This is a genomic window from Citrobacter gillenii, from assembly GCF_013337685.1.
Lineage (GTDB): Bacteria > Pseudomonadota > Gammaproteobacteria > Enterobacterales > Enterobacteriaceae > Citrobacter > Citrobacter gillenii.
The window spans coordinates 378,228-402,128 of record NZ_SUQN01000006.1 but is presented as its reverse complement, the minus strand read 5'-3'; the positions used below and the strand labels follow the sequence as shown (position 1 = coordinate 402,128).

Sequence of the window (23,901 nt, the reverse complement as noted above, 5' to 3'; positions counted from 1 at the left end):
CGCATTTATTGCACAATCTCAAACGTCACGCCGAGAATTGAGTATTATTGTGCCAAGTTGTCGTGAAGGAACCCTCTATGAAGCAAATTCGAATGCTGGCGCAGTATTATGTCGACCTGATGATGAAATTAGGTCTGGTGCGCTTTTCGCTGCTATTGGCGCTGGCTCTGGTGGTGTTGGCCATAGTGGTGCAAATGGCCGTCACCATGGTGCTGCATGGCCAGGTAGAAAGTATTGATGTTATTCGCTCCATCTTTTTTGGCCTGTTAATTACCCCCTGGGCGGTCTATTTCCTGTCAGTGGTCGTGGAGCAACTGGAGGAGTCCCGGCAACGCCTGTCACGACTGGTGCAGAAGCTGGAAGAGATGCGCGAACGCGATCTCAAGCTTAACGTGCAGTTAAAGGACAATATTGCGCAGCTTAACCAGGAGATTGTCGAACGTGAAAAGGCGGAAGCGGAGCGCCAGGAAACGTTTGAACAACTCAAAGTCGAAATTAAAGAGCGTGAAGAAGCGCAGATCCAACTGGAACAACAATCCTCTTTTCTGCGTTCTTTTCTCGATGCTTCACCGGATCTGGTTTTTTATCGCAATGAAGATAAAGAGTTCTCCGGCTGTAACCGCGCCATGGAATTGCTGACAGGCAAGAGCGAAAAGCAACTGGTGAATTTAAAACCGATTGAAGTTTACTCGCCAGAAGCGGCTGAAAAAGTTATCGAAACCGACGAGAAAGTGTTCCGCCATAATGTCTCGTTGACCTATGAACAATGGCTGGATTACCCGGACGGACGTAAAGCCTGCTTTGAAATTCGTAAAGTGCCTTATTACGACCGCGTCGGTAAACGACACGGCCTGATGGGCTTTGGCCGCGATATTACCGAGCGCAAGCGCTACCAGGATGCACTTGAACGTGCCAGCCGTGACAAGACGACCTTTATTTCCACCATCAGCCACGAACTGCGTACGCCGCTGAACGGTATTGTCGGTTTAAGTCGGATCCTGCTGGATACGGATCTGACCGCTGAGCAGGAAAAATACCTGAAAACTATCCATGTTTCTGCCGTTACGCTTGGGAATATTTTCAACGATATTATCGACATGGATAAGATGGAGCGGCGTAAAGTTCAGCTCGATAACCAGCCGATAGATTTCACCAGCTTTATGGCGGATCTGGAAAACCTCTCCGGCCTGCAGGCGCAGCAAAAAGGGCTGCGCTTTGTACTTGATCCAACCTTGCCGCTGCCGCATAAGGTCATTACCGACGGGACGCGTCTGCGTCAAATCCTGTGGAATCTGATCAGCAACGCCGTGAAGTTTACCCAGAAAGGGCAGGTCACCGTGCGGGCGCGCTATGACAAAGGCAACATGCTGCATTTTGAAGTGGAAGATTCTGGTATCGGTATTCCGCAGGATGAGCAGGATAAAATCTTCGCCATGTATTATCAGGTGAAGGACAGCAATGGCGGTAAACCGGCCACCGGGACCGGGATTGGTCTGGCAGTGTCTCGTCGTCTGGCGAAAAACATGGGCGGCGATATTACGGTTTCCAGCCAGCCGGGGAAAGGTTCCGTCTTTACCCTTACCGTTCATGCCCCAGCCGTTGCGGAAGAGATTGAAGACGCCTTCGAAGAAGACGACATGCCGTTGCCTGCCCTGAATGTGCTGCTGGTTGAGGACATTGAACTGAACGTGATTGTCGCCCGTTCGGTGCTGGAAAAACTGGGTAACAGCGTGGACGTCGCCATGACCGGGAAAGCCGCGCTGGAAATGTTCAAACCGGGTGAGTACGACCTGGTGCTGTTGGATATTCAGTTGCCGGATATGACGGGTCTGGATATCTCCAGAGAGTTAACGCAAAAGTACGCGCGGGAAGATCTGCCGCCGCTGGTGGCGCTCACCGCTAACGTTCTGAAAGACAAAAAAGAATATCTGGAAGCGGGTATGGATGACGTGCTGAGCAAGCCGCTGTCGGTACCAGCGTTAACCGCCATGATTAAAAAATACTGGGATACCCGAAACAAAGAGGAGAGCACTGTGACATCTGAAGAAAGCAGTAAATCGCAAGCGCTGTTAGATATTCCCATGTTGGAACAATACCTCGAGCTGGTGGGACCGAAGTTAATTACCGACGGATTGGCGGTATTTGAGAAGATGATGCCGGGTTATTTAAGTGTGCTGGAGTCCAACCTGACCGCGCGTGATAAAAAAGGTGTTGTTGAGGAAGGCCATAAAATCAAAGGTGCCGCGGGGTCAGTGGGACTGCGCCATCTGCAGCAGCTGGGTCAGCAAATTCAATCCCCGGACCTTCCTGCCTGGGAGGACAACGTGGGGGAATGGATTGAAGAGATGAAGCAGGAGTGGCAGCACGACGTGGCGGTATTAAGAGCCTGGGTGGCGAGTGTTGAAAAAAAATGACCCCGGCTTAGCCGGGGTGCGCGAATACTGCGCCAACACCAGGGAAATCGTGGCTGCGCCGTAAATTATTATCATTGTTTACAAGGGCGCAGCCCTAATTTTCAGGCCGCACGCAGTTAAGATAGCAAATCTTAAATAATTTGTTACATGAATCAGTTAAATGTGTGAAGCGTAGCATTTTAATAAGAATTATTAATATGCTACAGCCAGTTGCGAAAGGAGTATCACGATGAAGAAAATTGGCGTAGTGCTCGGTGGATGCGGCGTGTATGACGGCTCGGAGATCCATGAAGCCGTGTTAACGCTGCTGGCTATTGCCCGCAACGGGGCTCAGGCCATCTGCTTTGCGCCGGATAAACAACAAGTAGATGTGATTAATCATCTGACGGGCGAACCCATGCAGGAGACCCGCAATGTCCTGATTGAGGCTGCACGTATAACCCGTGGTGATATTCGCCCGCTTGCCCAGGCGGTCTCTGCTGAACTGGATGCGCTGATTGTCCCTGGTGGATTCGGTGCAGCGAAGAACCTGAGCAATTTCGCCAGCCAGGGAAGCGAATGCCGGGTGGATAGCGACTTAGCCGCGCTGGCAGTCGCCATGCATCAATCCGGTAAGCCGTTGGGGTTCATGTGTATTGCTCCAGCGATGCTGCCTAAAATATTCGATTTTCCGCTGCGTCTGACGATTGGCACCGATATCGATACTGCGGAAGTGCTGGAAGATATGGGGGCAGAGCATGTGCCGTGTCCGGTCGATGATATTGTGGTTGATGAGGACCACAAAATCGTCACCACGCCGGCTTATATGCTGGCGCAGGATATTGCCCAGGCGGCGAGCGGTATCGACAAGCTGGTCTCGCGTGTGCTGGTGCTGACTGAATGAAAAAAGGGGTGACCGCCAGTTTGCGGCGACTCTTTCTGCGGGCGGTCATTGTCCTCGCCGTGTTCTGGGGCGGGGGCATCGCCCTCTTCAGCGTGCTGCCCGTGCCCTTTTCAGCGGTGATGGCTGAACGACAAATTAGCGCCTGGTTGCACGGTGATTTCGGCTATGTGGCGCATTCTGACTGGGTCAGTATGGATGAGATCTCACCGTGGATGGGGCTGGCGGTTATTGCCGCAGAAGACCAAAAATTTCCGCAGCACTGGGGATTTGATGTCTCTGCGATAGAAAAGGCGCTGGCGCATAATGAGCGCAATGAAAGCCGCATTCGTGGAGCATCGACGCTCTCGCAGCAGACAGCAAAAAATCTCTTTCTGTGGGATGGACGCAGTTGGGTGCGTAAAGGTCTTGAGGCCGGACTCACACTGGGTATGGAAACAGTGTGGAGTAAGAAACGTATTCTGACGGTTTATCTGAATATCGCCGAGTTTGGCGACGGTGTATTCGGCGTAGAAGCGGCAGCACAACATTATTTCCATAAACCGGCCAGCCGCCTGAGTCAGTCTGAAGCAGCGCTGCTGGCGGCGGTGCTGCCAAATCCTCTGCGTTTTAAGGCGAATGCCCCGTCAGGTTATGTACGTAACCGCCAGGCATGGATCATGAGGCAAATGCGCCAGTTAGGCGGTGAGTCGTTTATGCGGGAAAATAAGCTGTATTAATCGATGCTGACGCTGTTTTTGTAGGCCTGATAAGCGCAGCGCATCAGGCAGAATACGACACAACGACATTGCCGGATGCGGCGTAAACGCCTTATCCGACCTACTCGCTACGTGCTGAAACGGTAGCTCTGTACTGACTAATCCTCGTCAAACCCCGAATTAAACAGCGCAATCACCGCTGCCAGGGCTTCTACTTCCTGTGGGCCAGAGGCTTCAACCTCTATCTGGCGACCTTTGGCGGAATCCAGCATCAGCAGGGCGATGACGCTGTTCGCTTCCGCCTCTGTACCTTCATCGTTACGCAACAGCACTTCCGCCTCAAAACCCTGCATTAATTCAAACAGCTTCATCGCAGGCCGGGCGTGCATGCCCAGCTTATTGGTGATTTCGACAGTCTGTTTTACGGTCATGATTTGCGTTTTTCCAGCGTGCGATGGCGTGACTGCACGTTTTTACCGCGAGAGCGGAAGTAGTCAGCCAGTTGCTCTGCAATATACACCGATCGGTGTTTCCCGCCGGTACAGCCGATGGCTACGGTGAGGTAGCTGCGGTTGTTAGTCTCCAGCATGGGTAACCATAGCTCAAGATAGCTGCGAGTCTGGTAGATAAAATTGTGTACTTCTGTGTGGCGGTCGAGAAACGCGGCAACGGGCCTGTCCAGACCGGTCATCGGACGCAGTTTAGGGTCCCAGTGTGGGTTTGGCAGGAAGCGCACGTCAAAGACGTAATCCGCATCAATCGGGATGCCGTGCTTGAAGCCAAAGGACTCGAATACCATGGTCAGTTCACGTTCACGTTTGCCCAGCAGTCGGGTACGCAACATTTCTGCCAGCTCGTGCACGGACATTTCAGAGGTATCGACGATCAGGTCCGCGCGAGAACGCAGTGGCTCCAGTAAGTCACTTTCCTTATCGATAGCACTTTCCAGTGACAGATTTTTGCTGGAGAGTGGGTGCAGTCGACGGGTATCACTGTAGCGACGGATCAGCGTGTTACGGTCAGCATCGAGGAACAGCAGCTGCGGCGAGAAACCTTCAGGCAGGTTATTCATTGCCTGCTCGAAAATTTCTGGTGACTCAGGCATATTGCGCACATCAATGCTGACGGCCGCAGAAATTTGGCTATCGGCCAGGGTGCGGGCCAGATCGGGCAACAGCACTACGGGAAGGTTATCCACGCAGTAAAAACCCATATCTTCCAGCGCTCGCAGGGCAACAGATTTGCCTGACCCTGAACGACCGCTGACGATCATCAGTACCATGTACTGTTTCTCCTCACAACGACAAAAACGGGTGCCATTGGGTTGTTATGCTTCATCCTGTACACCTTCGGTGTCCGTGATGATTTGATACAGCTCCTGATCGCTCTGCGCGGAACGCAGGCGGCGACAGATGGTTTTATCCGCCAGACGTTTTGCAACCAGTGACAAGGTGTGCAAATGCGTCTTGGTTTGGTCTGCGGGAACCAGCAGGGCGAACAACAGATCGACCGGTTGATTATCAATGGCGTCGAATGCGATAGGCGTTTCGAGCTGCACAAACACGCCGACCGCGCGCATCGTGTCTTCTTCCAGCTTTCCGTGCGGAATGGCAATACCATTGCCGATGCCGGTACTGCCCATTTTTTCACGCGTCAGAATGGCTTCAAATACCACCTGAGAAGGCAAGCTGAGCTGCTTTGCTGCCAGTTCGCTGATGATTTCCAGAGCGCGTTTTTTGCTTTGGCAGTGAACACCAGAGCGCGTACATTCTTGGTTAAGAACAGTACTCAGTTGTAGAGTCGTATCGTTATTTGTCATAATTTCACCTAAGCGCTAACTGTACAAATGGCCCGTTGTGCTGCACAACAGGCCGTCCTGCACCCGCTAACTGCCCGGACAAGTTAGTGCTGTTTCAGTTTATCTTTATGTTTTGTTAACTGCCGAGCCAGTTTATCAATTAAACCGTCAATGGCTGCGTACATATCCTGACCTTCCGCGCTGGCATGAATTTCGCCACCGTTCACATGCAGTGTTGCATCCGAGATGTGTGTCACCTTCTCCACCTTCAACACAATATAGACCTGATTAATTCGGTCGAAATATTGCTCAAGTTTGGCGAACTTTGTGTTCACAAAGTCACGCAGTGCTTCAGTGATTTCGACGTTGTTTCCAGTGATGTTGAGCTGCATAGTGTCTTCCTTATCGGTTGGGTCAGACCAGCTGTTTGCGCTGGTTAGACGGCGGAATGGATAAAGACTCTCGGTACTTCGCAACGGTGCGGCGTGCCACCATGATACCCTGTTCTGACAGCATAGAGGTTAACTTGCTGTCACTCAGCGGTTTCGCAGGGTTCTCCGCAGCAATTAATTTCTTCACCAGTGCGCGTATCGCTGTAGAAGAGGCTTCGCCCCCGCCCTCAGTGTTGACGTGGCTGGAAAAGAAATACTTGAGTTCAAAAATGCCGCGTGGACTGTGCAGATACTTTTGCGTGGTCACTCGGGAAATGGTTGATTCGTGCATCTCGACGGCTTGGGCGATATCCGCCAGCACCATCGGCTTCATAAATTCTTCGCCTTTCTCAAAGAAGGCTTGCTGTTGCTCAACGATACATCGACTGACGCGCAACAGCGTGTCGTTACGGCTTTCCAGACTTTTAATCAGCCACTTTGCATCCTGGAGATTGGTGCGAATAAACTGGCTGTCGGCATCGTTGCGCGCGCCATTGCACATGGCGGCATAGTGCTGATTAATCTGTAGACGCGGAATGCTGTCGCTGTTCAGTTCGACGACCCAACGATCGTTATGTTTGCGGACCAGTACATCTGGGATCACGTACTCTGGCTCACCGGTTTGGATCGACTGCCCGGGTCTCGGATCCAGCGATTGGATCAGGTTGACGGCTTCTTTCAGCACATCTTCTTTCAACCGGGTAACGCGCATGAGCGAGCGGAAATCGTGATTGGCTAACAGATCGAGGTGATCGCTGATGATCAGGCGGGCTTCTTCCAGCCATGGTGTGGCTTTGTCAAACTGCGACAGTTGAATCAACAGGCAGTCGCGGAGATCTTTCGCCGCCACGCCAACCGGATCAAAACGTTGAACGCGTTTTAGCACGGCTTCGACTTCATCGAGACCAATGTCGTCATCACCCATGCTCTCGAGAATATCATCCAGAGAAACGGTGAGATATCCGGTGTCATCAACCGCATCGACAATTGACGTCGCAATGGCGCGATCGGTATCCGAGAACGGGGTCAATCCCACTTGCCACATCAGGTAATCTTGTAATGATTGCGTGGTTTCACCCTGATACACAGGCAGTTCGTCGTCGATGTAATCCCCACTGGTGCCCGACGGCGTGCCTGCGGTGTAAATTTCATCCCAACTGGCATCCAGCGGCAGTTCTTCCGGCATCTCTTTTTGTTCGAGAGCATCTGCGGTATCGAGGGAATCGCTGTCCTGTTTTTCCTGGGTATCAATTTCGTCGTGAAGATCGGTTTGCTCGAGCAGTGGGTTACTTTCCAGCGCTTGCTGAAGTTCTTGCTGAAGTTCCAGCGTAGACAACTGCAACAGACGGATAGCCTGTTGTAGCTGAGGCGTCATTGCCAGTTGTTGGCTAAGCCTGAGTTGCAAACCTTGCTTCATGTTCAGAGTGGTTTTCTCCTGCAGTAACGTGACGTCTTCTACCCTATCAGAGTCTGAAGTCTTCCCCAAGGTATACGCGCTTAACGTGTTCGTCTTGCAGTATTTCGGTTGGCGTGCCGTGTGCTATCAGATGTCCCTGACTCACAATATAGGCGCGTTCACAGACCGCCAGCGTTTCACGTACGTTATGGTCGGTGATCAGCACGCCCAGTCCGCTGTCGCGCAGGTGTTCAATGATACGTTTGATATCGATAACGGAGATCGGGTCAACGCCCGCAAATGGTTCATCCAGCAGGATAAATTTCGGATTTGCAGCCAATGCTCGAGCGATTTCCACACGGCGACGTTCCCCCCCGGACAGCGACTGTCCCAGGCTGTCACGCAGGTGTTCGATATGGAACTCTTCCATCAGTTCGTTAGCACGATCTTCGCGCTGTTCGCTGGAGAGATCGTCACGAATTTGCAGTACCGCCATCAGGTTATCAAACACGCTCAGACGACGAAAAATAGAGGCTTCCTGCGGTAAATAACCGATGCCGCGACGGGCGCGTGCATGCAGCGGCAGCAGGCTGATGTCTTCGTCATCGATGATGATGTTGCCCGCATCGCGCGGCACAATGCCCACCACCATGTAAAAGGTCGTTGTTTTGCCCGCACCGTTAGGGCCGAGCAGACCGACGATCTCCCCAGAGTTGACGGTCAGACTGACGTCTTCCACCACACGGCGGCCTTTATAGGCTTTTGCAAGGTTCTTTGCAGTTAATGTTGCCATAACGAATCAGTTACCTTTTTTCTCTGCCGGAGCTTTGGTTTTGTTTTTATCCTGCAGTTGTGACGGCACCAGAACGGTAGTGACGCGTTTGCCTTTATCGCTGAAGGCCTGCATTTTCTGCTCTTTTACCAGATAGGTAATTTTGTCGCCGGTGATGTTGCTGTCCACCTGCTCCAGATAGGCTTTACCCGTCAGCACAACGAAATCTTTTGCCAGTTCATAGTGCATCTGTAAGGCATGGCCGTTAACGGGTTTACCGTTATCCTGCATCTGGTAAAACGTTGCCGGATTGCCGTAGCCATCGATCACTTCTTTACCGTCTTCACCGCCCGGACGGGTCACGACAACCTTATCGGCATTAATTTTGATGGTGCCCTGCGTCACGATAACATTACCGGTAAATGTCACCACGTTACCCTGCATATCCAGGGACTGCTGATCCGATTCAATGTGAATCGGCTGCTCGGTATCGCCGGTGACGGCAAATGCCGGAATGCTGGCGGCCAGAAGGGAGCTGGCAAGCACAAGATTAAGGCTGAGTTTGTTTGTTTTGGATTTCATATGAGGTTCTAACCTTTTCAATCAGCTCGGCGTTCTTGCTGCGTAAATTGCCGCGCATCTTCAGTCCGCTGGAGTTAAATGTTGTTCCATACAACGTGACCAGATCGTTTGAGGTGACATCTTGCGTCACCAGGTTAATCTGCGCGTTATCGGTCGTAATTCTGCGTAGTTGAGAGTCTGCCACCAGGGCGTTGACTTCAACATGGCCATACAGATACAGCATCCGATCCTCAGTCAATTTTGCTTTATCAGCCTTGATAGACCAGGTCGGCACTTTATCCTTATCAAACGTGGTTAATACCGGTTGAGTAAACCACGAAACAGCCTGATCGGAATAATATTCAACGTGTTGAGCGATAAGTCGATAGCTCAGTGCGCCTTCCGGGCTATACACGACGCTGTCGGTATGTTCGCTCTTATAGGTCGGCTCGTTGTTATTGATTACCACCTGAGTGGTGTCGTCTTTGTCTGCCAGGTTAATACCGATCAGCACAAGGACGGCCAGCGACAGTAGAATGATAACCCAACGTCTGGTTTTGCTCATATCGATTGACCTTTGGCCTCGTCCAGTTTGCCCTGCGCCAGGAGTAATAAATCGCAGACTTCACGTACCGCGCCGCGCCCTCCATCAATGCGCGTGACATAGTCGGCACGAGGGATTAACAGCGGGTGGGCATCCGCCACCGCCACGCTTAATCCGACTTTTGCCATCACCGGCCAGTCGATCAGATCGTCGCCGACGTATGCCACCTGTTCCGGCGCGATCGCCAGCTTGTTGAGCAGATCGTCGAAGGCGACCAGTTTGTCCGACTGCCCTTGGTACAGATGGGTAATCCCCAACGTGTTACAGCGGTCTTCTACAAGTTTAGCCTTTCGTCCGGTAATAATAGCAACCTCGATACCGGAAGTGAGCGCACAACGAATTCCGTAGCCATCACGGACGTTAAACGCCTTGAGCTCTTCGCCGTTGTTGCCCATATAAATCAGGCCATCAGACAGTACGCCATCCACATCAAGGATCAGCAGACGAATATTCTCTGCCCTGGTGATGACTTCAGCGCTGACGGGTCCATAACAGGTCGCAAGCGACGCACCTGCGTTACTCATTTCTTTTATCCTTGCGTTTCTACTCTACTTTTTACACTACGCCTGCACGCAGGAGATCATGCATATGTAACACACCGAGTAAATGGTCGCCATCAGCAACCATCACCGAGGTAATATGGCGGGATTGCATTAAATTCAGGGCGTCCACGGCAAGAATGCCCGGACGCACGCGAATGCCCCCGGGGGTCATCACGTCGGCAATCCCCAACTGACGAACGTCAACGCCCATATCAAAGACGCGGCGTAAATCACCATCCGTGAAGATGCCGTCGATCTTCATGGTGTCATCGCAAATGACGGTCATGCCGAGATTTTTACGCGTAATCTCAAGTAACGCATCGCGCAGGCTGGCGTTTTTATTCACATGCGGGATCTCGTCGCCCGTATGCATAATATCGTTAACGCGCAGCAAAAGCTTACGCCCCAGTGCGCCACCGGGGTGCGACAACGCAAAATCTTCCGCAGTAAAGCCGCGGGCTTTCAATAATGCCACGGCGAGCGCATCGCCCATCACCAGCGTCGCGGTTGTGCTGCTGGTCGGCGCCAGACCTAATGGGCAGGCTTCCTTGGGTACTTTAACACACAGATGCACATCTGCTGCACGCGCCATGCTGCTTTCCGGACGACCGGTTATGCAGATAAGCGGGACGTGAAGGCGTTTGAGCACCGGAATTAATGCGGCAATCTCATTGGATTCACCGGAATTAGAAATGGCGATCACCACGTCCTGCGGCGATACCATGCCCAGATCGCCGTGTGCGGCTTCACCAGGATGTACGAAAAAGGACGGCGTACCGGTACTGGCAAACGTGGCGGCCATTTTGCGCCCGATATGCCCGGATTTCCCCATTCCCATCACCACAACTTTACCCGCGCAGTTGACGATTTTCTCACAGGCGAGGGTAAAGTTCAGGTCGATGTACTGATCAAGCTCCGCCAGGCCTTCACGTTCAATAGCCAGGACTTCCTTGCCTGCTTGCTGAAAGTCAAAACCCGGTTGCAACTCTAATTGCGACATAATGCGTTTCCAGTTATCCAACGAGAAGTGGCGATACCCAATACAGCATCGCCAGCCATATGATAAAACCGCCGGTCAGCAGCGCACCCGCGCCGCGACCAATCTGGCGCGGACGTCGCCAGCAGAGTAATGCAAAAATAACACTTACCAGTAGCATCACACTGTAGTCACGGACGAAGGCCATCGGATTGACCTCGCCCGGTGTGATCAGTGCGGGGAGTCCGAGAACGATAACAATATTAAAAATGTTGGCCCCGATGATGTTGCCGACAGCAATATCATTTTCACCCTTACGCAGGCCCGCGATAGCCGTTGCCAGCTCTGGCAGGCTGGTGCCAATCGCCACCACCGTTAATCCGATGGTGAGTTCGCTAATGGCAAAGTAATTCGCCAGTACGGTGGCGTTATCGACCACCATTCGCGTTGCCATTGGCATAATAATCAGCGCAATGCCCAGCCACAGAAAGGCGACAGGTAGTCCCCCTTCGCGCGGCAGTTCTGCCACTTGCTCCCGGGTCAGGCTGTCATTGCCTTCCCGTTCCGCCAACCGCGCGATTTTAACAATGAATAGCAGCCATAGCACGGCCAGAAGCAGAAGAAAAAAACCATCGCTGCGGCTTAGTTCCCCGTCGTACAGCACGGATGCGGCCAGAATACTGACCAGCAACATTAGCGGTAATTCGCGACGCAGAACATCAGAATGCACGGTAAAAGGGTGAATCAGCGCTGACAGGCCTAAAATCAGGAGAATATTGGTGATGTTTGAGCCGAGCGCGGTGCCGACGGCTAAATCGAGCTGCCCATTCATAGAGGCGGCAACGGAGACAATAATTTCAGGTAACGATGTGCCTATGCTGACGACGGTCATCCCAATGATGATGGGGGGAATGCCGAAGGTGCGGCATAAAATAGAGGCGGCAAATACCAGACGGTCGGCACCGTAGACCACCAGAAGTAAACCAATTATTAACAGCGCCGTCGCTAAAAGCATCTAAAGTCCTTTCTTCAGGTATACTCGCCGGTCCACGTGAAGGATCTTCTGGAAGCCGTAACGAAGTCTTAATTTTGACTTTATGCGGCTAAAAAGTAAAACAAATGCCAGCTTTCGCTAACCAGAGCGGGTAATAATCTGTAAATATGTTGGGTTCATGGCTAAATTGAGCGCCAAACTCTTCGATCAACGAGGCAATAGTAAAGGATGAATCAATGGGTCAGTCTGTGGCGAATCTAGTCGATATGCACGATGTCAGCTTTTCCCGAGGCGACCGCTGCATTTTTGATAATATTTCCCTGACGGTGCCGCGCGGCAAGATAACGGCGATCATGGGGCCATCAGGCATCGGCAAAACGACGCTGTTGCGTCTGATTGGCGGACAAATTCCCCCGGATAAGGGTGAGATCCTGTTTGATGGCGAGAACGTCCCGGCCATGTCTCGTTCGCGGTTATACACCGTGCGTAAACGTATGAGTATGCTGTTTCAATCGGGTGCGCTGTTTACCGATATGAACGTGTTCGACAACGTTGCCTATCCGCTACGTGAGCATACGACGCTACCCGCGCCGTTGCTGAAAAGCACGGTGATGATGAAGCTTGAGGCCGTTGGCCTGCGCGGTGCAGCAAAATTAATGCCTTCTGAATTATCTGGTGGGATGGCGCGACGTGCCGCACTTGCACGCGCCATTGCGCTGGAACCAGACCTGATCATGTTTGATGAGCCGTTTGTCGGTCAGGACCCCATCACCATGGGCGTGCTGGTGAAGCTGATCTCTGAACTGAACAGCACGCTGGGTGTCACCTGTGTGGTGGTGTCTCATGATGTGCCGGAGGTTCTGAGTATTGCGGATTACGCCTATATAATGGCGGATAAAAAAATTGTGGCCTACGGTAGTGCTCAGGCACTGCAAGAAAATGCCGATCCGCGTGTACGTCAGTTCCTCGATGGCATTGCTGATGGGCCGGTTCCGTTCCGCTACCCGGCGGGTGATTACCACTCCGATTTACTTAAAACAGGGAGTTAAGCCATCCATGTTGTTAAATGCGCTGGCCTCACTCGGACATCGAGGGATTAAAACCCTCAGGACGTTCGGGCGTGCCGGATTAATGTTGTTCAATGCGGTAGTCGGCAAGCCGGAGTTTCGCAAACATGCGCCGCTTCTGATCCGTCAACTCTATAATGTCGGCGTCTTATCGATGCTGATTATTATCGTTTCTGGCGTGTTCATCGGTATGGTGTTGGGGCTGCAGGGATACCTGGTTCTGACGACCTACAGTGCGGAAACCAGTCTTGGTATGCTGGTGGCGCTTTCGCTGCTGCGTGAACTGGGACCGGTTGTGGCGGCGCTGCTGTTCGCCGGGCGAGCCGGGTCGGCCTTAACCGCAGAAATTGGTCTGATGCGGGCAACCGAACAGCTTTCCAGTATGGAAATGATGGCGGTTGATCCCCTGCGTCGGGTGATATCCCCACGCTTTTGGGCGGGGGTGATTTCACTGCCGCTGCTGACGATTATTTTTGTCGCGGTAGGTATCTGGGGCGGTTCACTGGTCGGCGTAAGCTGGAAAGGTATTGATGCAGGCTTTTTCTGGTCTGCGATGCAAAATGCCGTCGACTGGCGCCTGGACCTGGTCAACTGTTTAATTAAGAGCGTGGTGTTCGCCATTACGGTCACATGGATTGCATTGTTCAATGGTTATGATGCAATCCCGACCTCTGCCGGGATTAGCCGGGCAACGACACGTACCGTTGTGCACGCCTCTCTTGCCGTTCTGGGGCTGGATTTTGTGCTGACCGCACTGATGTTTGGGAATTGAGTTCATGCAAACGAAAAAAAATGAAATTTGGGTCGGGTTATTCCTGTTGGTTGCGCTGCTGGCGGCGCTGTTCGTCTGCCTGAAAGCAGCTAACGTCACTTCTATGCGTACTGAGCCGACCTACACGATTTATGCGACCTTTGATAACATTGGCGGCTTGAGAGAACGCTCTCCGGTGCGGATTGGCGGGGTAGTTGTTGGACGCGTGTCGGACATTTCGTTGGATCCGAAATCGTACCTGCCGCGTGTGACGCTGGAGATTGAATCGCGCTTTAACCAGATTCCAGATACCAGTTCGCTGAGTATCCGCACTTCCGGTCTGCTGGGTGAGCAATATCTGGCATTGAACGTCGGTTTTGAGGATCCTGAACTGGGAACCGCTATTCTCAAGGATGGTGATACGATCCAGGACACCAAATCGGCGATGGTGCTGGAAGATATGATTGGTCAGTTCCTTTACAACAGTAACAGTAAAGGCGATGACAATAAGAATTCTGGCGATGCGCCGACTGCGGCTCAGGGTAATAATGAAGCCACCACGCCTGCGGGCGCGACGAAATAATCTCAGGAGAATCGACATATGTTTAAACGATTGATGATGGTGGCTATGCTGGTCATTGCTCCACTTAGCGCAGCAACGGCAGCGGATCAAGCCAACCCTTACAAACAGATGGATGAGGCGGCGCAGAAAACCTTCGACCGTCTGAAGAACGAACAGCCGAAAATCCGTTCTAACCCGGATTACCTGCGTGATATCGTCGATCAGGAGCTGTTGCCGTACGTGCAGGTGAAATATGCCGGCGCGCTGGTGCTGGGTCGTTATTACAAAGAAGCGACGCCTGCACAACGTGACGCGTATTTTGCTGCGTTTCGTGAGTACCTGAAACAGGCCTACGGCCAGGCGCTGGCGATGTACCATGGCCAGACTTATCAGATTGCCCCGGAACAACCGCTGGGTGACGCGACCATCGTGCCGATCCGTGTCACCATTATCGATCCGAATGGCCGTCCTCCGGTACGTCTGGATTTCCAGTGGCGTAAAAACTCCCAGACCGGTCACTGGCAGGCGTATGACATGATCGCCGAAGGCGTCAGCATGATCACCACCAAACAAAATGAGTGGAGTGACCTGCTGCGGACCAAAGGTATTGATGGCCTGACGGCGCAACTGAAATCTATTTCTCAGCAGAAAATCACCCTGGAAGAGAAAAAATAATGACGCAGTCACTCGCCTGGGCGCGTGAAGGTGACAAGTTGTTGCTGGTGGGGGAACTGGATCAGGACGTGTTAAACCCATTATGGGATGCGCGTGTTGAAGCGATGAAAGGGGTTACCTGCATCGATCTGAGCCAGGTTTCCCGGGTTGATACCGGTGGACTGGCACTGCTGGTCCATCTTATTGACCAGGGCAAGAGGCAGGGGAACCGTGTTGTACTCAGCGGTGTGAACGATAAGGTTTATACGCTGGCAAAGCTTTACAATCTGCCTGACGATGTCCTTCCGCGTTAATTTTTTGTAGGCCGGATAAGGTCTTGTGCCGCCATCCGGCAAACCCCCTGAGGGGGTAGCAGCCACCAAAGCCTTGTCTGATTTATCGGCGAGGCTTTTTGCTTATTTATGACAGCGCAACTTTGCTCTAAGATGTTGGGCTGTTTTCACTATCTGACGAATGAAGAGCCCATGGAAAATAATGAAATTCAGAGCGTGCTGATGAACGCACTCTCCCTCCAGGAAGTCCACGTCTCTGGCGATGGCAGTCACTTTCAGGTTATTGCCGTGGGTGAGATGTTTGACGGCATGAGCCGGGTCAAGAAGCAGCAATCGGTCTATGGCCCATTGATGGAGTACATTGCGGACAACCGCATTCATGCCGTGTCGATCAAAGCATTTACCCCAGCGGAATGGGCACGCGATCGCAAACTTAACGGTTTTTGAGCTACGGGTGATGCGCCGGTAGCGAATATGAATTCTTAACAGAGAACAGAATAATGGATAAGTTTCGTGTACAGGGGCCGACTAAGCTCCAGGGCGAAGTCACAATTTCAGGCGCTAAAAACGCTGCACTGCCAATCCTGTTTGCGGCATTGCTGGCAGAAGAACCTGTCGAAATCCAAAACGTCCCGAAACTGAAGGACGTTGACACCTCGATGAAGCTGCTGAGTCAGCTGGGCGCAAAGGTTGAACGTAACGGTTCCGTGCACATTGATGCTCGCGACGTTAACGTCTTCTGCGCGCCATACGACCTGGTAAAAACCATGCGCGCGTCCATCTGGGCGCTGGGTCCGCTGGTGGCTCGCTTTGGTCAGGGCCAGGTATCACTGCCGGGCGGCTGCACGATTGGCGCGCGTCCGGTTGACCTGCACATTACCGGTCTGGAGCAGTTAGGGGCGACCATCAAGCTGGAAGAAGGCTATGTGAAGGCGTCCGTTGATGGCCGTCTGAAAGGTGCGCACATCGTGATGGATAAAGTGAGCGTCGGCGCGACGGTCACTATCATGTGTGCGGCTACGCTTGCCGAAGGTACGACCATCATCGAGAACGCCGCGCGCGAGCCGGAAATCGTTGATACCGCGAACTTCCTGATTGCTCTGGGTGCGAAGATCACCGGTCAGGGCACCGATCGTATCACCATCGAGGGCGTTGAGCGTCTCGGTGGCGGCGTGTATCGCGTTCTGCCAGACCGTATTGAAACCGGGACGTTCCTGGTGGCAGCGGCGATTTCTCGCGGCAAAATCATCTGCCATAACGCACAACCGGACACGCTGGATGCGGTTCTGGCGAAACTGCGTGATGCAGGTGCGGATATTGAAGTCGGGGCAGACTGGATTAGCCTCGACATGCACGGCAAGCGTCCGAAAGCGGTCAATGTGCGCACTGCTCCGCATCCGGCGTTCCCGACTGACATGCAGGCACAGTTCACGCTGCTGAATCTGGTGGCAGAAGGCACCGGTTTCATCACGGAGACCGTGTTTGAAAACCGCTTCATGCACGTGCCTGAACTTAGCCGTATGGGCGCTCACGCAGAGATTGAAAGCAATACCGTGATTTGTCACGGCGTTGAAACGCTCTCCGGCGCGCAGGTGATGGCAACGGATCTGCGTGCATCAGCAAGCCTGGTACTGGCAGGCTGTATTGCAGAAGGCACCACGGTAGTTGATCGCATTTATCACATCGATCGTGGCTATGAGCGCATCGAAGATAAGCTGCGTGCGCTGGGCGCAAATATCGAGCGCGTGAAAGGCGAGTAATTTTTTCTACAGCACTCTCGCCGTTCTGGCGAGAGTCTGACCCCTCGTAGTACGTCACTACCTGACAGTAAATGCCAGTTGCGCATTGATCACTAAAATTGCTGCAGTTCCTTGAATGCCGATTAGCCTTTGGCTGCCTGGGTCGCCAGTTCTTCCTTGATAATATCTGAATTTCAGGTGGATCGAATTTCGGTTAAGTCACTATGGAGTAGTATGCGTATTAAACCATGCAAACATAATGGATTAATTCGCTATGGGACTTCGTGAAGAATTAAACCGTAATCGTGTCGCCAGCCTGCAGGCAGCTTCGTACCCTACCGGTTGCAGAGTTTGTGAACGTAAAGGTGTTCCTGTCTACCCACTGCGCGTCGCTGCAGTGCCGAGAGGGCAGGCTGGCTCAACATGGCGTCCCGAAGTCCCTGAACAGGATGTCCAGCTAAGCGGAGACGAATTTAAGTATGCCCTGCGCACGTTGCGGATGGGGTATCTGTATGTACTACTCGATAAAATTGTCTGGCATGGTTATGAAGTTACGGCGGATGGGTGTATGCGGCAATTTGAGGCGCTATTAATGCCAGAAGGTGACACCGTCGAGCCGCTTGCGCAGATGTGCAGGATGACTAACCATGATGTTATAGCAGGGTTTATCAACATCGATAATACGTGCTACAGCGAAGCCTGGCTGGCCTTTAGTCGTTATCCATGGAGTCCTGATGTGCTGAAAGGCTACCAGGATGGTTCCCGTCCGGACAGTCGTTTTACCAAAATTATCCTCTCAAAAGAAGGACAGGTATCCGGGGATGGATGCTTTGCTCTGGATGAGTCTCTTTCTACGCTCAAAGCCAACGTGGCCGAATTTAACAGCGAAAATTTTCAAAATATTGAACAGGTTGAGGGTGACGATGTGGGGGGCGTGCATGGATTTTACCCTCGCACCAATCCTGAAAAGCAGGACGCGTTGAGCTATCAGATATTCCGCTTGTCTCAGGAGTATCACTGTACTGTAATGGCAGTACCGCTTGCTGATGAGATGGGTATTATTCAGGAGTTGAACAACGCCCGCATGCAGCTGACGGAGTCTATTCAGGCCTATATTGAGCGACCAGAAGTTCTCCACCAATATGTGATATCGCAGGCCATCACCCAGTATCTCGAGAAAATAAAGTCTGATATTACCGCGCAAAGCGGCCCGCTTGTTGAATCTACTGGACCGTCAATCGGCGGTTATGGACCAAAGGCTATTCCGCAAGAAGATGTTGCTGCAGAGGCGTTTGCCCGAAAGTATGCCCGCTTATTAAAAAGCTATAAGGAGCCGGTCAGGGCTGATTTTGACAGACAGTTTGACAGTAAATTCACCTGGCCGCTGCAACGACTTAATGACGTTGATACCGATCTGGCCGCCTGGTACCAGTCTGTGCTTTGGCAAAATATTCTCACTAATGACTATGCTCCGGAAACATGTATTGCTGATTGGGCGGCGCAGATGCTGTCGTTGTCAGCCTGCCTTCAGGGCGGGGCTATGGGGGAGGCGACGGACAAAGTCTGGCACCAGTGGCTACAGACATCCGATTCTCCAGCCTGGCTGGGGTTTACCGGAATGAAAACGTCATTGACGGCACTCGTGTTCAGCGGCGCTAATGTTTATGGTGATCTCAAGGCGGCAGCAACGTCGGATGAATTTGGCCGATATCTGAAAAGTGCAGCCATTAAGCAGGGATGGGCAAGCAGGCTTCTGGCGGCTGCGGGTTCATTCAGCCGTTTGAACAAAACGTTGAATGAAGCGACCCGCAAAAGTTATCTGGCAATGACGCAGGCGGCAATGCTAACTGCGGGAGAATCTACCGTTGTGCTGGAGTATGAAACGACCTTCCGTAAGTTAAAGCGGCATCTTAAAAATAACGAGACCTTACGTCAGTCGCTGTCAGTGAATAACGCTACTTTTAAAGATACTGGCTATCGGGGCGGTGGCGCGCGGGTAGTTGATGAGCTGATGAGCATGCGGGGCAAGGCACTGGATACCCCAATACGGGTGCGTTACAGCGCGCCCGGTACACTGGAGCAGCTACGGGCGGAGCTCCCTTATCTTAATATGGGGAAAACACCTTTCAATAATCCGGCAATGGTCAGTGAGATCCACGACCTGTTTATTTCCGATCTGTCATTACAGGGAAAAGGGCTTGCTGGCCCGGTAGTAAAAGCAAGCTATGCACAACTGGCAGTATGGCATGAGCGGGGAATGCGCCTGATTAGCGGTGACAGCGCCGGACTGATGTTGGGAGCCGGGCTGATGGCGCTACAGGTGGCAAACTGGAGCGATCTGTTAGAACGCCTGGAGACATCCGGTGGCTCCGATGTGGATGTTGTTGCCGATATTTCCATTAACAACCTGCTGCTTATTGAGGGTTTCACGGAGCTCTCCGGCTTTGCTTCCAAACTGGCGTTAAAACAAAACTGGGCGGTGCTCTCCAAAGCGCAGCAGATACCTTCATTGGTCCGGTTTGGTGCGGTACTGGGCGGGATGGCGGCTATTGTTGAGGGGATGAGAAACTGGAAGCATGGCACTGATGCGTATGATGCTGGTGATATTAATGCAGGTCGAATTCATCGTGCATCGGCAATTACTTCAATCATTGCAGGAGGTATCAGTTCAGGATTTGGTTTTACAGGGGTTTTTGCCTTAACAAGTAGTACCGGTCTTATGGGACTTGGTCCTGCCGGATGGGCCACTCTACTGATCATTGCCGGGGTTACGCTGGCGTTTATTGCCAACGAACTAAGGACGACGGCGTTTGAACACTGGCTGCGGCGCTCCTGCTTTGGCATTCCGGCCAGCGAATTTCACGGTTTTGTCTGGCGAGCCTGGAGTCTCGAGGATTTGGCGGAGTCCGTAGTGGAATACCGGGCCATTGTTAGCGGAATGGTGGCGGATATCGCCTTCGCCTCGGCGCTGGATGTCGTGACGGGCAACACAACCATCGACGCTGTGGCACACCGACGACTGGATTTTCGCGTAAGCCTGCCAGGATGGCAGGAAGAACGCAGCGGCTGGTCGCTCACGCTGACCGGGGGGAGCCAGGTATTGTTTGCTGAATCCAGTGATGTGCCAGGCGTTGAAAACCATCGCCAGAGCAGCAGTCCGCAGGGCTACTATAAATATGCATATCGCATTGAAGGTGCGGATAATAAGGACGAAAAAGTCACAAAACCGAAAAGCCTGAGCGTGATCGTCAGCATTTGGGTGAAGGAATTCAGCACGCCAGAGGCCACGCTGGTGGTTGCATACTGGCCAGATAAGAGCGACCCCCATTATCAACTGGGGCTGACGGTCAGCGCGAAGCGGGACTAAACACAATGGGCAAGATTAAACGTCGTGCCAGGAAAGCCCACCAGCCGGTGACGCCACGGATGACACCACCGGTGGAACACTGGAGCGGCGATCTGCCCGACACGGCGGCAGAGCAGTATTATCCGCCGCAGCTAATCCGGGTGAATGAAATTAACGATATCTGGATGGAGATCCCCCGCTATGTAAATCATGGCTGGTGGGGTATATGGTTGTTCTCTTTCATTCCATTAATACCAATAACTGCAGGTATATTGTTTATTTTTGAGATATATAGGGAATTAAACTATTTATTGTTGTTTGTCACGGGAGTTATTGTTTTTATTTTTCTGTCCTTTTTAGCTCATTTTTTCAAAATTGTTTTATTCGAACCCCGTGGTGCGCCGCTCCGCTTTAACCGTAAGCGGCAGAAAGTGTATGCCTATGAATACCAGCGTGGTATCTGGCCGTGGAAACGCTGGCCGGTGCAGGTGAAGGTTTTTGACTGGGCGGATATTCATGCCGAGCGGGTGCAGATGAGCGGGCATGCAGAATGGGGGCACCGGATATACTGCGCGGTCTGTAAACCAGGCACCTGCGACGTTGTGGACCGTTTTGTCCTGACCTGGACCGTGGGGGATGTGTCAGCGGTTTACGGCCTGTGGAGTCATTGCTGTCACTATATGGAAGCAAAGCCGGTGCCGAAAAATCCGTTATGGACCGATACACCCCGGGACTGGACGCCCTTTACCACCGTCCGCTGGCCGGAAGATATCGACCGGGAGTCGAGCACCCCACCAGACAGCACAGGGATGAATATCACCAATGGGAAAAATTAAACGTCGCGCCAGGAAAGTCCGTCAGCCAGTGATGCCACGGATGATACCGCCGGTGGAGCACTGGAGCGGCGATCTGCCCGACACGGCAGAGCAGCAGTTTTATCCACCGCAGCTAATCCGGGTGAATGAAATTAATGATATCTGGATGGAGATCCCCCGCTATGTAAATCATGGCTGGTGGGGAGTATGGTTGGTTTGCATCGTTATATTATTATCTGCTTGTTATTTCGTCACTTCACCTTATGCCTTATTGGATATGTTTTCCGGAATATCAGGTTTTATTTTTTATTTAATATCTTTTATTTTATTAGGTTCATTGAATGTTTTTTTTCTTAAAATTGTTTTATTCGAACCCCGTGGTGCGCCGCTCCGCTTTAACCGTAAGCGGCAGAAAGTGTATGCCTATGAATACCAGCGTGGTATCTGGCCGTGGAAACGCTGGCCGGTGCAGGTGAAGGTTTTTGACTGGGCGGATATTCATGCCGAGCGGGTGCAGATGAGCGGGCATGCAGAATGGGGGCACCGGATATACTGCGCGGTCTGTAAACCAGGCACCTGTGACGTTGTGGACCGTTTTGTCCTGACCTGGACCGTGGGGGATGTGTCAGCGGTTTACGGCCTGTGGAGTCATTGCTGTCACTATATGGAAGCAAAGCCGATGCCGACAAAACCATTGTGGACCGACAGGCCCCGGGACTGGACACCCTTTACCACCGTCCGCTGGCCGGAAGATATCGATAAACAGTCTTCGACTGCACCGTACTAAAATAAGTCGGATAAGCGGTTAAGGATTAGTCGTTTTATCCTTAACCATACTACAAAGACTTCTATCGCTGTGTGCCATTATTTTTCGCTGTTTTTACGCACTCTCATCATCCGTGTTCTGTCGATGAATTCATGCGTCTTTGCGTCGTGATATCGTGACGGCCAAATTACCCAGGGTTCCGTGCCTAGCGCTTTCGCGATAATGACTTCTCCTTTTGGCCATGGACGAGTTAACGCATTTGCCAGCGTTGATGAACTCAACCCATTTCTCCGCGACTCTGCGGCCATTGAGGTCCCTTTCTTGCGCAGTCCTGCGATGATATCAGCTGGATGCCAGTCAATGAGTTTGCTTTCCATACGTCCCTTTCTCCTTTGGTTCACCACTTATGGTTTAACAATTAGCCAGTAGTGACACTATACTCGCGGAGAACGAATGTTCTAAAATGTTCGTGTAAAGGGTTTGTATATTCAGAATAAACCAAGATTTTTTCTAGTGTTATGTAAAATTGTTGTGTTTATTGGAATTTACTGGAATGTAAAAAATCCCGTGCAGTGCACGGGATGATGTTATACGAAGAAAGGTGAGGAAAGGATTAACGGTCGCGCTGTACGGCGATATGTGCCAGGCCAATCAGGGCTTCTTTCCATTGCGTTTCAGGGAGTACCTGAAGCGCGGCGATGGCCTTGTCGGCCTCTTCTTCTGCACGCTGGCGGGTCCATTCCAGCGAGCCGCAGGCGTTCATGGCCTCCAGAACCGGCTCCAGAAGATGACGCCCGTTTCCTTGCTCGATAGCCTGACGAATCATTTGCGCCTGTTCTGGGGTACCGTGGCGCATCGCATGCAGCAGCGGCAGCGTCGGTTTCCCTTCGTTGAGATCGTCGCCCACGTTTTTACCCAGTTGCTCGCCGTCTGCGCTGTAATCGAGTAAGTCGTCGATTAACTGGAAAGCTGTGCCAAGATAGCGGCCATAATCCTGCAAGCCTTTTTCTTGTTCTTCGCTGCAGCCGGCAAGAATACCAGAGCACTGTGCTGCCGCTTCAAACAGGCGCGCTGTCTTGCTGTAGATGACGCGCATATAGTTTTCTTCGGTAATGTCAGGGTCGTTGACGTTCATCAATTGCAGAACTTCACCCTCAGCAATGACGTTCACTGCCTTAGACATCACTTCCAGCACTTTCAGTGAGCCAAGGCTGGTCATCATCTGAAAGGCGCGGGTATAGATAAAATCGCCGACCAATACGCTGGCTGCATTACCAAACGCTGCGTTTGCCGTTGCTTTCCCACGGCGCATGTCGGATTCATCCACCACATCGTCATGAAGCAGGGTTGCGGTGTGGATAAACTCGATTAGGGCCGCGATCGTAACGTGGGCGTTTTCCTCATAGCCAACGGCGCGAGCAGCAAGTACGGCAATCATTGGGCGAATGCGTTTTCCGCCGCCGCTGATGATGTAGTACCCCAACTGATTGATCAGCTGGACGTCGGAATTGAGCTGTTCAAGGATTGTCGCATTGACACCCGCCATATCTTGCGCGGTTAACTCATTGATTTTTTCTAAATTCATCGCAAAAGCCGGGCTTCTCGCCCCGATTACCTCACTGTATGGCAAGGTAACTACGGGTTTAGGGTTAGAAATATATGCTGATTGTACTGAAAAAACGCCACAGATAAACGTTACCATACACGTTGTGTTTTTTTTCTGCATGTATTGACGGTAGCACTTGTCAAAGGCTCGCGTTTTGCGTAATATTCGCGCCCTATTGTGAATATTTATAGCGCACTCTGAATCATCAAAAAGGTGTGCGCGGAAGCGGAGTTTTT

Annotated in this window: 26 protein-coding genes; 13 read left to right on the top strand and 13 right to left on the bottom strand. The window is 52.1% G+C overall.

All coding sequences use genetic code 11. The features are described 5' to 3' along the window. Nucleotides 1-77: 77 nt before the first annotated feature. The 3 genes from arcB to mtgA all read left to right on the top strand — a co-directional run bounded on the left by arcB (nt 78) and on the right by mtgA (nt 4,013). On the top strand, nt 78-2,414 hold the full coding sequence (gene arcB / locus FCH32_RS16440; protein ID WP_117342737.1) for an aerobic respiration two-component sensor histidine kinase ArcB: 2,337 nt from the start codon (nt 78-80) through the stop codon (nt 2,412-2,414). Nucleotides 2,415-2,643: 229 nt separating this feature from the next. Beyond that, nucleotides 2,644-3,297: an isoprenoid biosynthesis glyoxalase ElbB gene (elbB, locus tag FCH32_RS16435; RefSeq protein WP_174361215.1), complete on the top strand. Its 654-nt coding sequence runs from the start codon at nt 2,644-2,646 to the stop codon at nt 3,295-3,297. Beyond that, nucleotides 3,294-4,013 (top strand): monofunctional biosynthetic peptidoglycan transglycosylase, encoded by a 720-nt coding sequence (mtgA, locus tag FCH32_RS16430; protein WP_117342735.1) that lies wholly within the window; start codon nt 3,294-3,296, stop codon nt 4,011-4,013. Before elbB ends, mtgA begins: the two co-directional genes overlap by 4 nt. Before the next feature lie 137 nt (nt 4,014-4,150). On the opposite strand, the gene npr is transcribed toward mtgA, so the two are convergent. The 11 genes from npr to FCH32_RS16375 form a co-directional block, all read right to left on the bottom strand. Continuing rightward, nucleotides 4,151-4,423: a PTS phosphocarrier protein NPr gene (npr, locus tag FCH32_RS16425; protein WP_096755498.1), complete on the bottom strand. Its 273-nt coding sequence runs from the start codon at nt 4,421-4,423 to the stop codon at nt 4,151-4,153. Continuing rightward, nucleotides 4,420-5,274, bottom strand: coding sequence for an RNase adapter RapZ (rapZ, locus tag FCH32_RS16420; protein WP_096755499.1), 855 nt, complete (start codon nt 5,272-5,274; stop codon nt 4,420-4,422). The genes npr and rapZ overlap by 4 nt, the downstream gene beginning before the upstream one ends. Nucleotides 5,275-5,319: 45 nt before the next feature. Then, a complete protein-coding gene (gene ptsN, locus FCH32_RS16415; RefSeq protein ID WP_096755500.1) occupies nt 5,320-5,811 on the bottom strand; it encodes a PTS IIA-like nitrogen regulatory protein PtsN in 492 nt (163 codons plus the stop codon). 83 nt (nt 5,812-5,894) lie between these two features. Continuing rightward, the gene (gene hpf, locus FCH32_RS16410; protein WP_003025078.1) at nt 5,895-6,182 is read right to left on the bottom strand and encodes a ribosome hibernation promoting factor; all 288 of its coding nucleotides are present in this window, start codon (nt 6,180-6,182) and stop codon (nt 5,895-5,897) included. A gap of 22 nt (nt 6,183-6,204) precedes the next feature. After that, nucleotides 6,205-7,638 (bottom strand): RNA polymerase factor sigma-54, encoded by a 1,434-nt coding sequence (gene rpoN / locus FCH32_RS16405; protein WP_115257376.1) that lies wholly within the window; start codon nt 7,636-7,638, stop codon nt 6,205-6,207. A 46-nt stretch (nt 7,639-7,684) separates the two neighbouring features. Continuing rightward, complete coding sequence (gene lptB, locus FCH32_RS16400) at nt 7,685-8,410, bottom strand: LPS export ABC transporter ATP-binding protein (RefSeq protein WP_040234138.1); 726 nt, start codon at nt 8,408-8,410, stop codon at nt 7,685-7,687. Between the two features lie 6 nt (nt 8,411-8,416). Continuing rightward, nucleotides 8,417-8,971, bottom strand: a complete 555-nt coding sequence (gene lptA, locus FCH32_RS16395; protein WP_115257377.1) for a lipopolysaccharide ABC transporter substrate-binding protein LptA — start codon at nt 8,969-8,971, stop codon at nt 8,417-8,419. Then, nucleotides 8,940-9,515, bottom strand: a complete 576-nt coding sequence (lptC, locus tag FCH32_RS16390; protein ID WP_117342734.1) for an LPS export ABC transporter periplasmic protein LptC — start codon at nt 9,513-9,515, stop codon at nt 8,940-8,942. The genes lptA and lptC overlap by 32 nt, the downstream gene beginning before the upstream one ends. After that, nucleotides 9,512-10,078 carry a 3-deoxy-manno-octulosonate-8-phosphatase KdsC gene (kdsC, locus tag FCH32_RS16385; protein ID WP_115257379.1) on the bottom strand — a complete coding sequence of 189 codons (567 nt, stop codon included), beginning with the start codon at nt 10,076-10,078 and terminating at the stop codon, nt 9,512-9,514. The genes lptC and kdsC overlap by 4 nt, the downstream gene beginning before the upstream one ends. Before the next feature lie 31 nt (nt 10,079-10,109). Then, nucleotides 10,110-11,096, bottom strand: a complete 987-nt coding sequence (gene kdsD / locus FCH32_RS16380; protein WP_174361214.1) for an arabinose-5-phosphate isomerase KdsD — start codon at nt 11,094-11,096, stop codon at nt 10,110-10,112. Between the two features lie 13 nt (nt 11,097-11,109). After that, complete coding sequence (locus FCH32_RS16375; protein WP_174361213.1) at nt 11,110-12,087, bottom strand: calcium/sodium antiporter; 978 nt, start codon at nt 12,085-12,087, stop codon at nt 11,110-11,112. 215 nt (nt 12,088-12,302) lie between these two features. Between FCH32_RS16375 and mlaF the strand changes: the two genes are divergently transcribed. From mlaF to FCH32_RS16325, 10 genes are all read left to right on the top strand, one after another. Further along, nucleotides 12,303-13,115, top strand: coding sequence for a phospholipid ABC transporter ATP-binding protein MlaF (gene mlaF / locus FCH32_RS16370; RefSeq protein WP_115257381.1), 813 nt, complete (start codon nt 12,303-12,305; stop codon nt 13,113-13,115). Between the two features lie 7 nt (nt 13,116-13,122). After that, on the top strand, nt 13,123-13,905 hold the full coding sequence (mlaE, locus tag FCH32_RS16365; protein ID WP_045448070.1) for a lipid asymmetry maintenance ABC transporter permease subunit MlaE: 783 nt from the start codon (nt 13,123-13,125) through the stop codon (nt 13,903-13,905). Nucleotides 13,906-13,909: 4 nt separating this feature from the next. Beyond that, nucleotides 13,910-14,467: an outer membrane lipid asymmetry maintenance protein MlaD gene (gene mlaD / locus FCH32_RS16360; protein WP_115259895.1), complete on the top strand. Its 558-nt coding sequence runs from the start codon at nt 13,910-13,912 to the stop codon at nt 14,465-14,467. 18 nt (nt 14,468-14,485) lie between these two features. Further along, nucleotides 14,486-15,121 (top strand): phospholipid-binding protein MlaC, encoded by a 636-nt coding sequence (gene mlaC, locus FCH32_RS16355; protein ID WP_115257382.1) that lies wholly within the window; start codon nt 14,486-14,488, stop codon nt 15,119-15,121. Continuing rightward, on the top strand, nt 15,121-15,414 hold the full coding sequence (gene mlaB, locus FCH32_RS16350; protein ID WP_096755509.1) for a lipid asymmetry maintenance protein MlaB: 294 nt from the start codon (nt 15,121-15,123) through the stop codon (nt 15,412-15,414). Before mlaC ends, mlaB begins: the two co-directional genes overlap by 1 nt. A gap of 171 nt (nt 15,415-15,585) precedes the next feature. Beyond that, nucleotides 15,586-15,840, top strand: coding sequence for a BolA family iron metabolism protein IbaG (ibaG, locus tag FCH32_RS16345; protein ID WP_005121314.1), 255 nt, complete (start codon nt 15,586-15,588; stop codon nt 15,838-15,840). Between the two features lie 53 nt (nt 15,841-15,893). Continuing rightward, complete coding sequence (gene murA / locus FCH32_RS16340) at nt 15,894-17,153, top strand: UDP-N-acetylglucosamine 1-carboxyvinyltransferase (protein WP_096755510.1); 1,260 nt, start codon at nt 15,894-15,896, stop codon at nt 17,151-17,153. Nucleotides 17,154-17,406: 253 nt separating this feature from the next. After that, nucleotides 17,407-20,499 carry a T6SS effector BTH_I2691 family protein gene (locus FCH32_RS16335; RefSeq protein WP_174361212.1) on the top strand — a complete coding sequence of 1,031 codons (3,093 nt, stop codon included), beginning with the start codon at nt 17,407-17,409 and terminating at the stop codon, nt 20,497-20,499. Nucleotides 20,500-20,504: 5 nt separating this feature from the next. After that, on the top strand, nt 20,505-21,314 hold the full coding sequence (locus tag FCH32_RS16330) for a DUF6708 domain-containing protein (protein WP_174361211.1): 810 nt from the start codon (nt 20,505-20,507) through the stop codon (nt 21,312-21,314). Then, a complete protein-coding gene (locus FCH32_RS16325) occupies nt 21,301-22,080 on the top strand; it encodes a DUF6708 domain-containing protein (RefSeq protein ID WP_174361210.1) in 780 nt (259 codons plus the stop codon). The genes FCH32_RS16330 and FCH32_RS16325 overlap by 14 nt, the downstream gene beginning before the upstream one ends. Nucleotides 22,081-22,157: 77 nt before the next feature. Here the strand turns inward: FCH32_RS16325 and sfsB are convergent, their stop codons facing one another. Next, nucleotides 22,158-22,436 (bottom strand): DNA-binding transcriptional regulator SfsB, encoded by a 279-nt coding sequence (sfsB, locus tag FCH32_RS16320; protein WP_137363359.1) that lies wholly within the window; start codon nt 22,434-22,436, stop codon nt 22,158-22,160. A gap of 236 nt (nt 22,437-22,672) precedes the next feature. Continuing rightward, a complete protein-coding gene (gene ispB, locus FCH32_RS16315; protein ID WP_174361209.1) occupies nt 22,673-23,644 on the bottom strand; it encodes an octaprenyl diphosphate synthase in 972 nt (323 codons plus the stop codon). Nucleotides 23,645-23,901: the final 257 nt, after the last annotated feature.

Bases quoted from the DNA above. Each gene is read 5' to 3' on its own strand.
- arcB (WP_117342737.1), top strand. From the start codon at position 78: ATGAAGCAAATTCGAATGCTGGCGCAGTATTATGTCGACCTGATGATG.
- elbB (WP_174361215.1), top strand. From the start codon at position 2,644: ATGAAGAAAATTGGCGTAGTGCTCGGTGGATGCGGCGTGTATGACGGC.
- mtgA (WP_117342735.1), top strand. From the start codon at position 3,294: ATGAAAAAAGGGGTGACCGCCAGTTTGCGGCGACTCTTTCTGCGGGCG.
- npr (WP_096755498.1), bottom strand. From the start codon at position 4,423: ATGACCGTAAAACAGACTGTCGAAATCACCAATAAGCTGGGCATGCAC.
- rapZ (WP_096755499.1), bottom strand. From the start codon at position 5,274: ATGGTACTGATGATCGTCAGCGGTCGTTCAGGGTCAGGCAAATCTGTT.
- ptsN (WP_096755500.1), bottom strand. From the start codon at position 5,811: ATGACAAATAACGATACGACTCTACAACTGAGTACTGTTCTTAACCAA.
- hpf (WP_003025078.1), bottom strand. From the start codon at position 6,182: ATGCAGCTCAACATCACTGGAAACAACGTCGAAATCACTGAAGCACTG.
- rpoN (WP_115257376.1), bottom strand. From the start codon at position 7,638: ATGAAGCAAGGTTTGCAACTCAGGCTTAGCCAACAACTGGCAATGACG.
- lptB (WP_040234138.1), bottom strand. From the start codon at position 8,410: ATGGCAACATTAACTGCAAAGAACCTTGCAAAAGCCTATAAAGGCCGC.
- lptA (WP_115257377.1), bottom strand. From the start codon at position 8,971: ATGAAATCCAAAACAAACAAACTCAGCCTTAATCTTGTGCTTGCCAGC.
- lptC (WP_117342734.1), bottom strand. From the start codon at position 9,515: ATGAGCAAAACCAGACGTTGGGTTATCATTCTACTGTCGCTGGCCGTC.
- kdsC (WP_115257379.1), bottom strand. From the start codon at position 10,078: ATGAGTAACGCAGGTGCGTCGCTTGCGACCTGTTATGGACCCGTCAGC.
- kdsD (WP_174361214.1), bottom strand. From the start codon at position 11,096: ATGTCGCAATTAGAGTTGCAACCGGGTTTTGACTTTCAGCAAGCAGGC.
- FCH32_RS16375 (WP_174361213.1), bottom strand. From the start codon at position 12,087: ATGCTTTTAGCGACGGCGCTGTTAATAATTGGTTTACTTCTGGTGGTC.
- mlaF (WP_115257381.1), top strand. From the start codon at position 12,303: ATGGGTCAGTCTGTGGCGAATCTAGTCGATATGCACGATGTCAGCTTT.
- mlaE (WP_045448070.1), top strand. From the start codon at position 13,123: ATGTTGTTAAATGCGCTGGCCTCACTCGGACATCGAGGGATTAAAACC.
- mlaD (WP_115259895.1), top strand. From the start codon at position 13,910: ATGCAAACGAAAAAAAATGAAATTTGGGTCGGGTTATTCCTGTTGGTT.
- mlaC (WP_115257382.1), top strand. From the start codon at position 14,486: ATGTTTAAACGATTGATGATGGTGGCTATGCTGGTCATTGCTCCACTT.
- mlaB (WP_096755509.1), top strand. From the start codon at position 15,121: ATGACGCAGTCACTCGCCTGGGCGCGTGAAGGTGACAAGTTGTTGCTG.
- ibaG (WP_005121314.1), top strand. From the start codon at position 15,586: ATGGAAAATAATGAAATTCAGAGCGTGCTGATGAACGCACTCTCCCTC.
- murA (WP_096755510.1), top strand. From the start codon at position 15,894: ATGGATAAGTTTCGTGTACAGGGGCCGACTAAGCTCCAGGGCGAAGTC.
- FCH32_RS16335 (WP_174361212.1), top strand. From the start codon at position 17,407: ATGGGACTTCGTGAAGAATTAAACCGTAATCGTGTCGCCAGCCTGCAG.
- FCH32_RS16330 (WP_174361211.1), top strand. From the start codon at position 20,505: ATGGGCAAGATTAAACGTCGTGCCAGGAAAGCCCACCAGCCGGTGACG.
- FCH32_RS16325 (WP_174361210.1), top strand. From the start codon at position 21,301: ATGGGAAAAATTAAACGTCGCGCCAGGAAAGTCCGTCAGCCAGTGATG.
- sfsB (WP_137363359.1), bottom strand. From the start codon at position 22,436: ATGGAAAGCAAACTCATTGACTGGCATCCAGCTGATATCATCGCAGGA.
- ispB (WP_174361209.1), bottom strand. From the start codon at position 23,644: ATGAATTTAGAAAAAATCAATGAGTTAACCGCGCAAGATATGGCGGGT.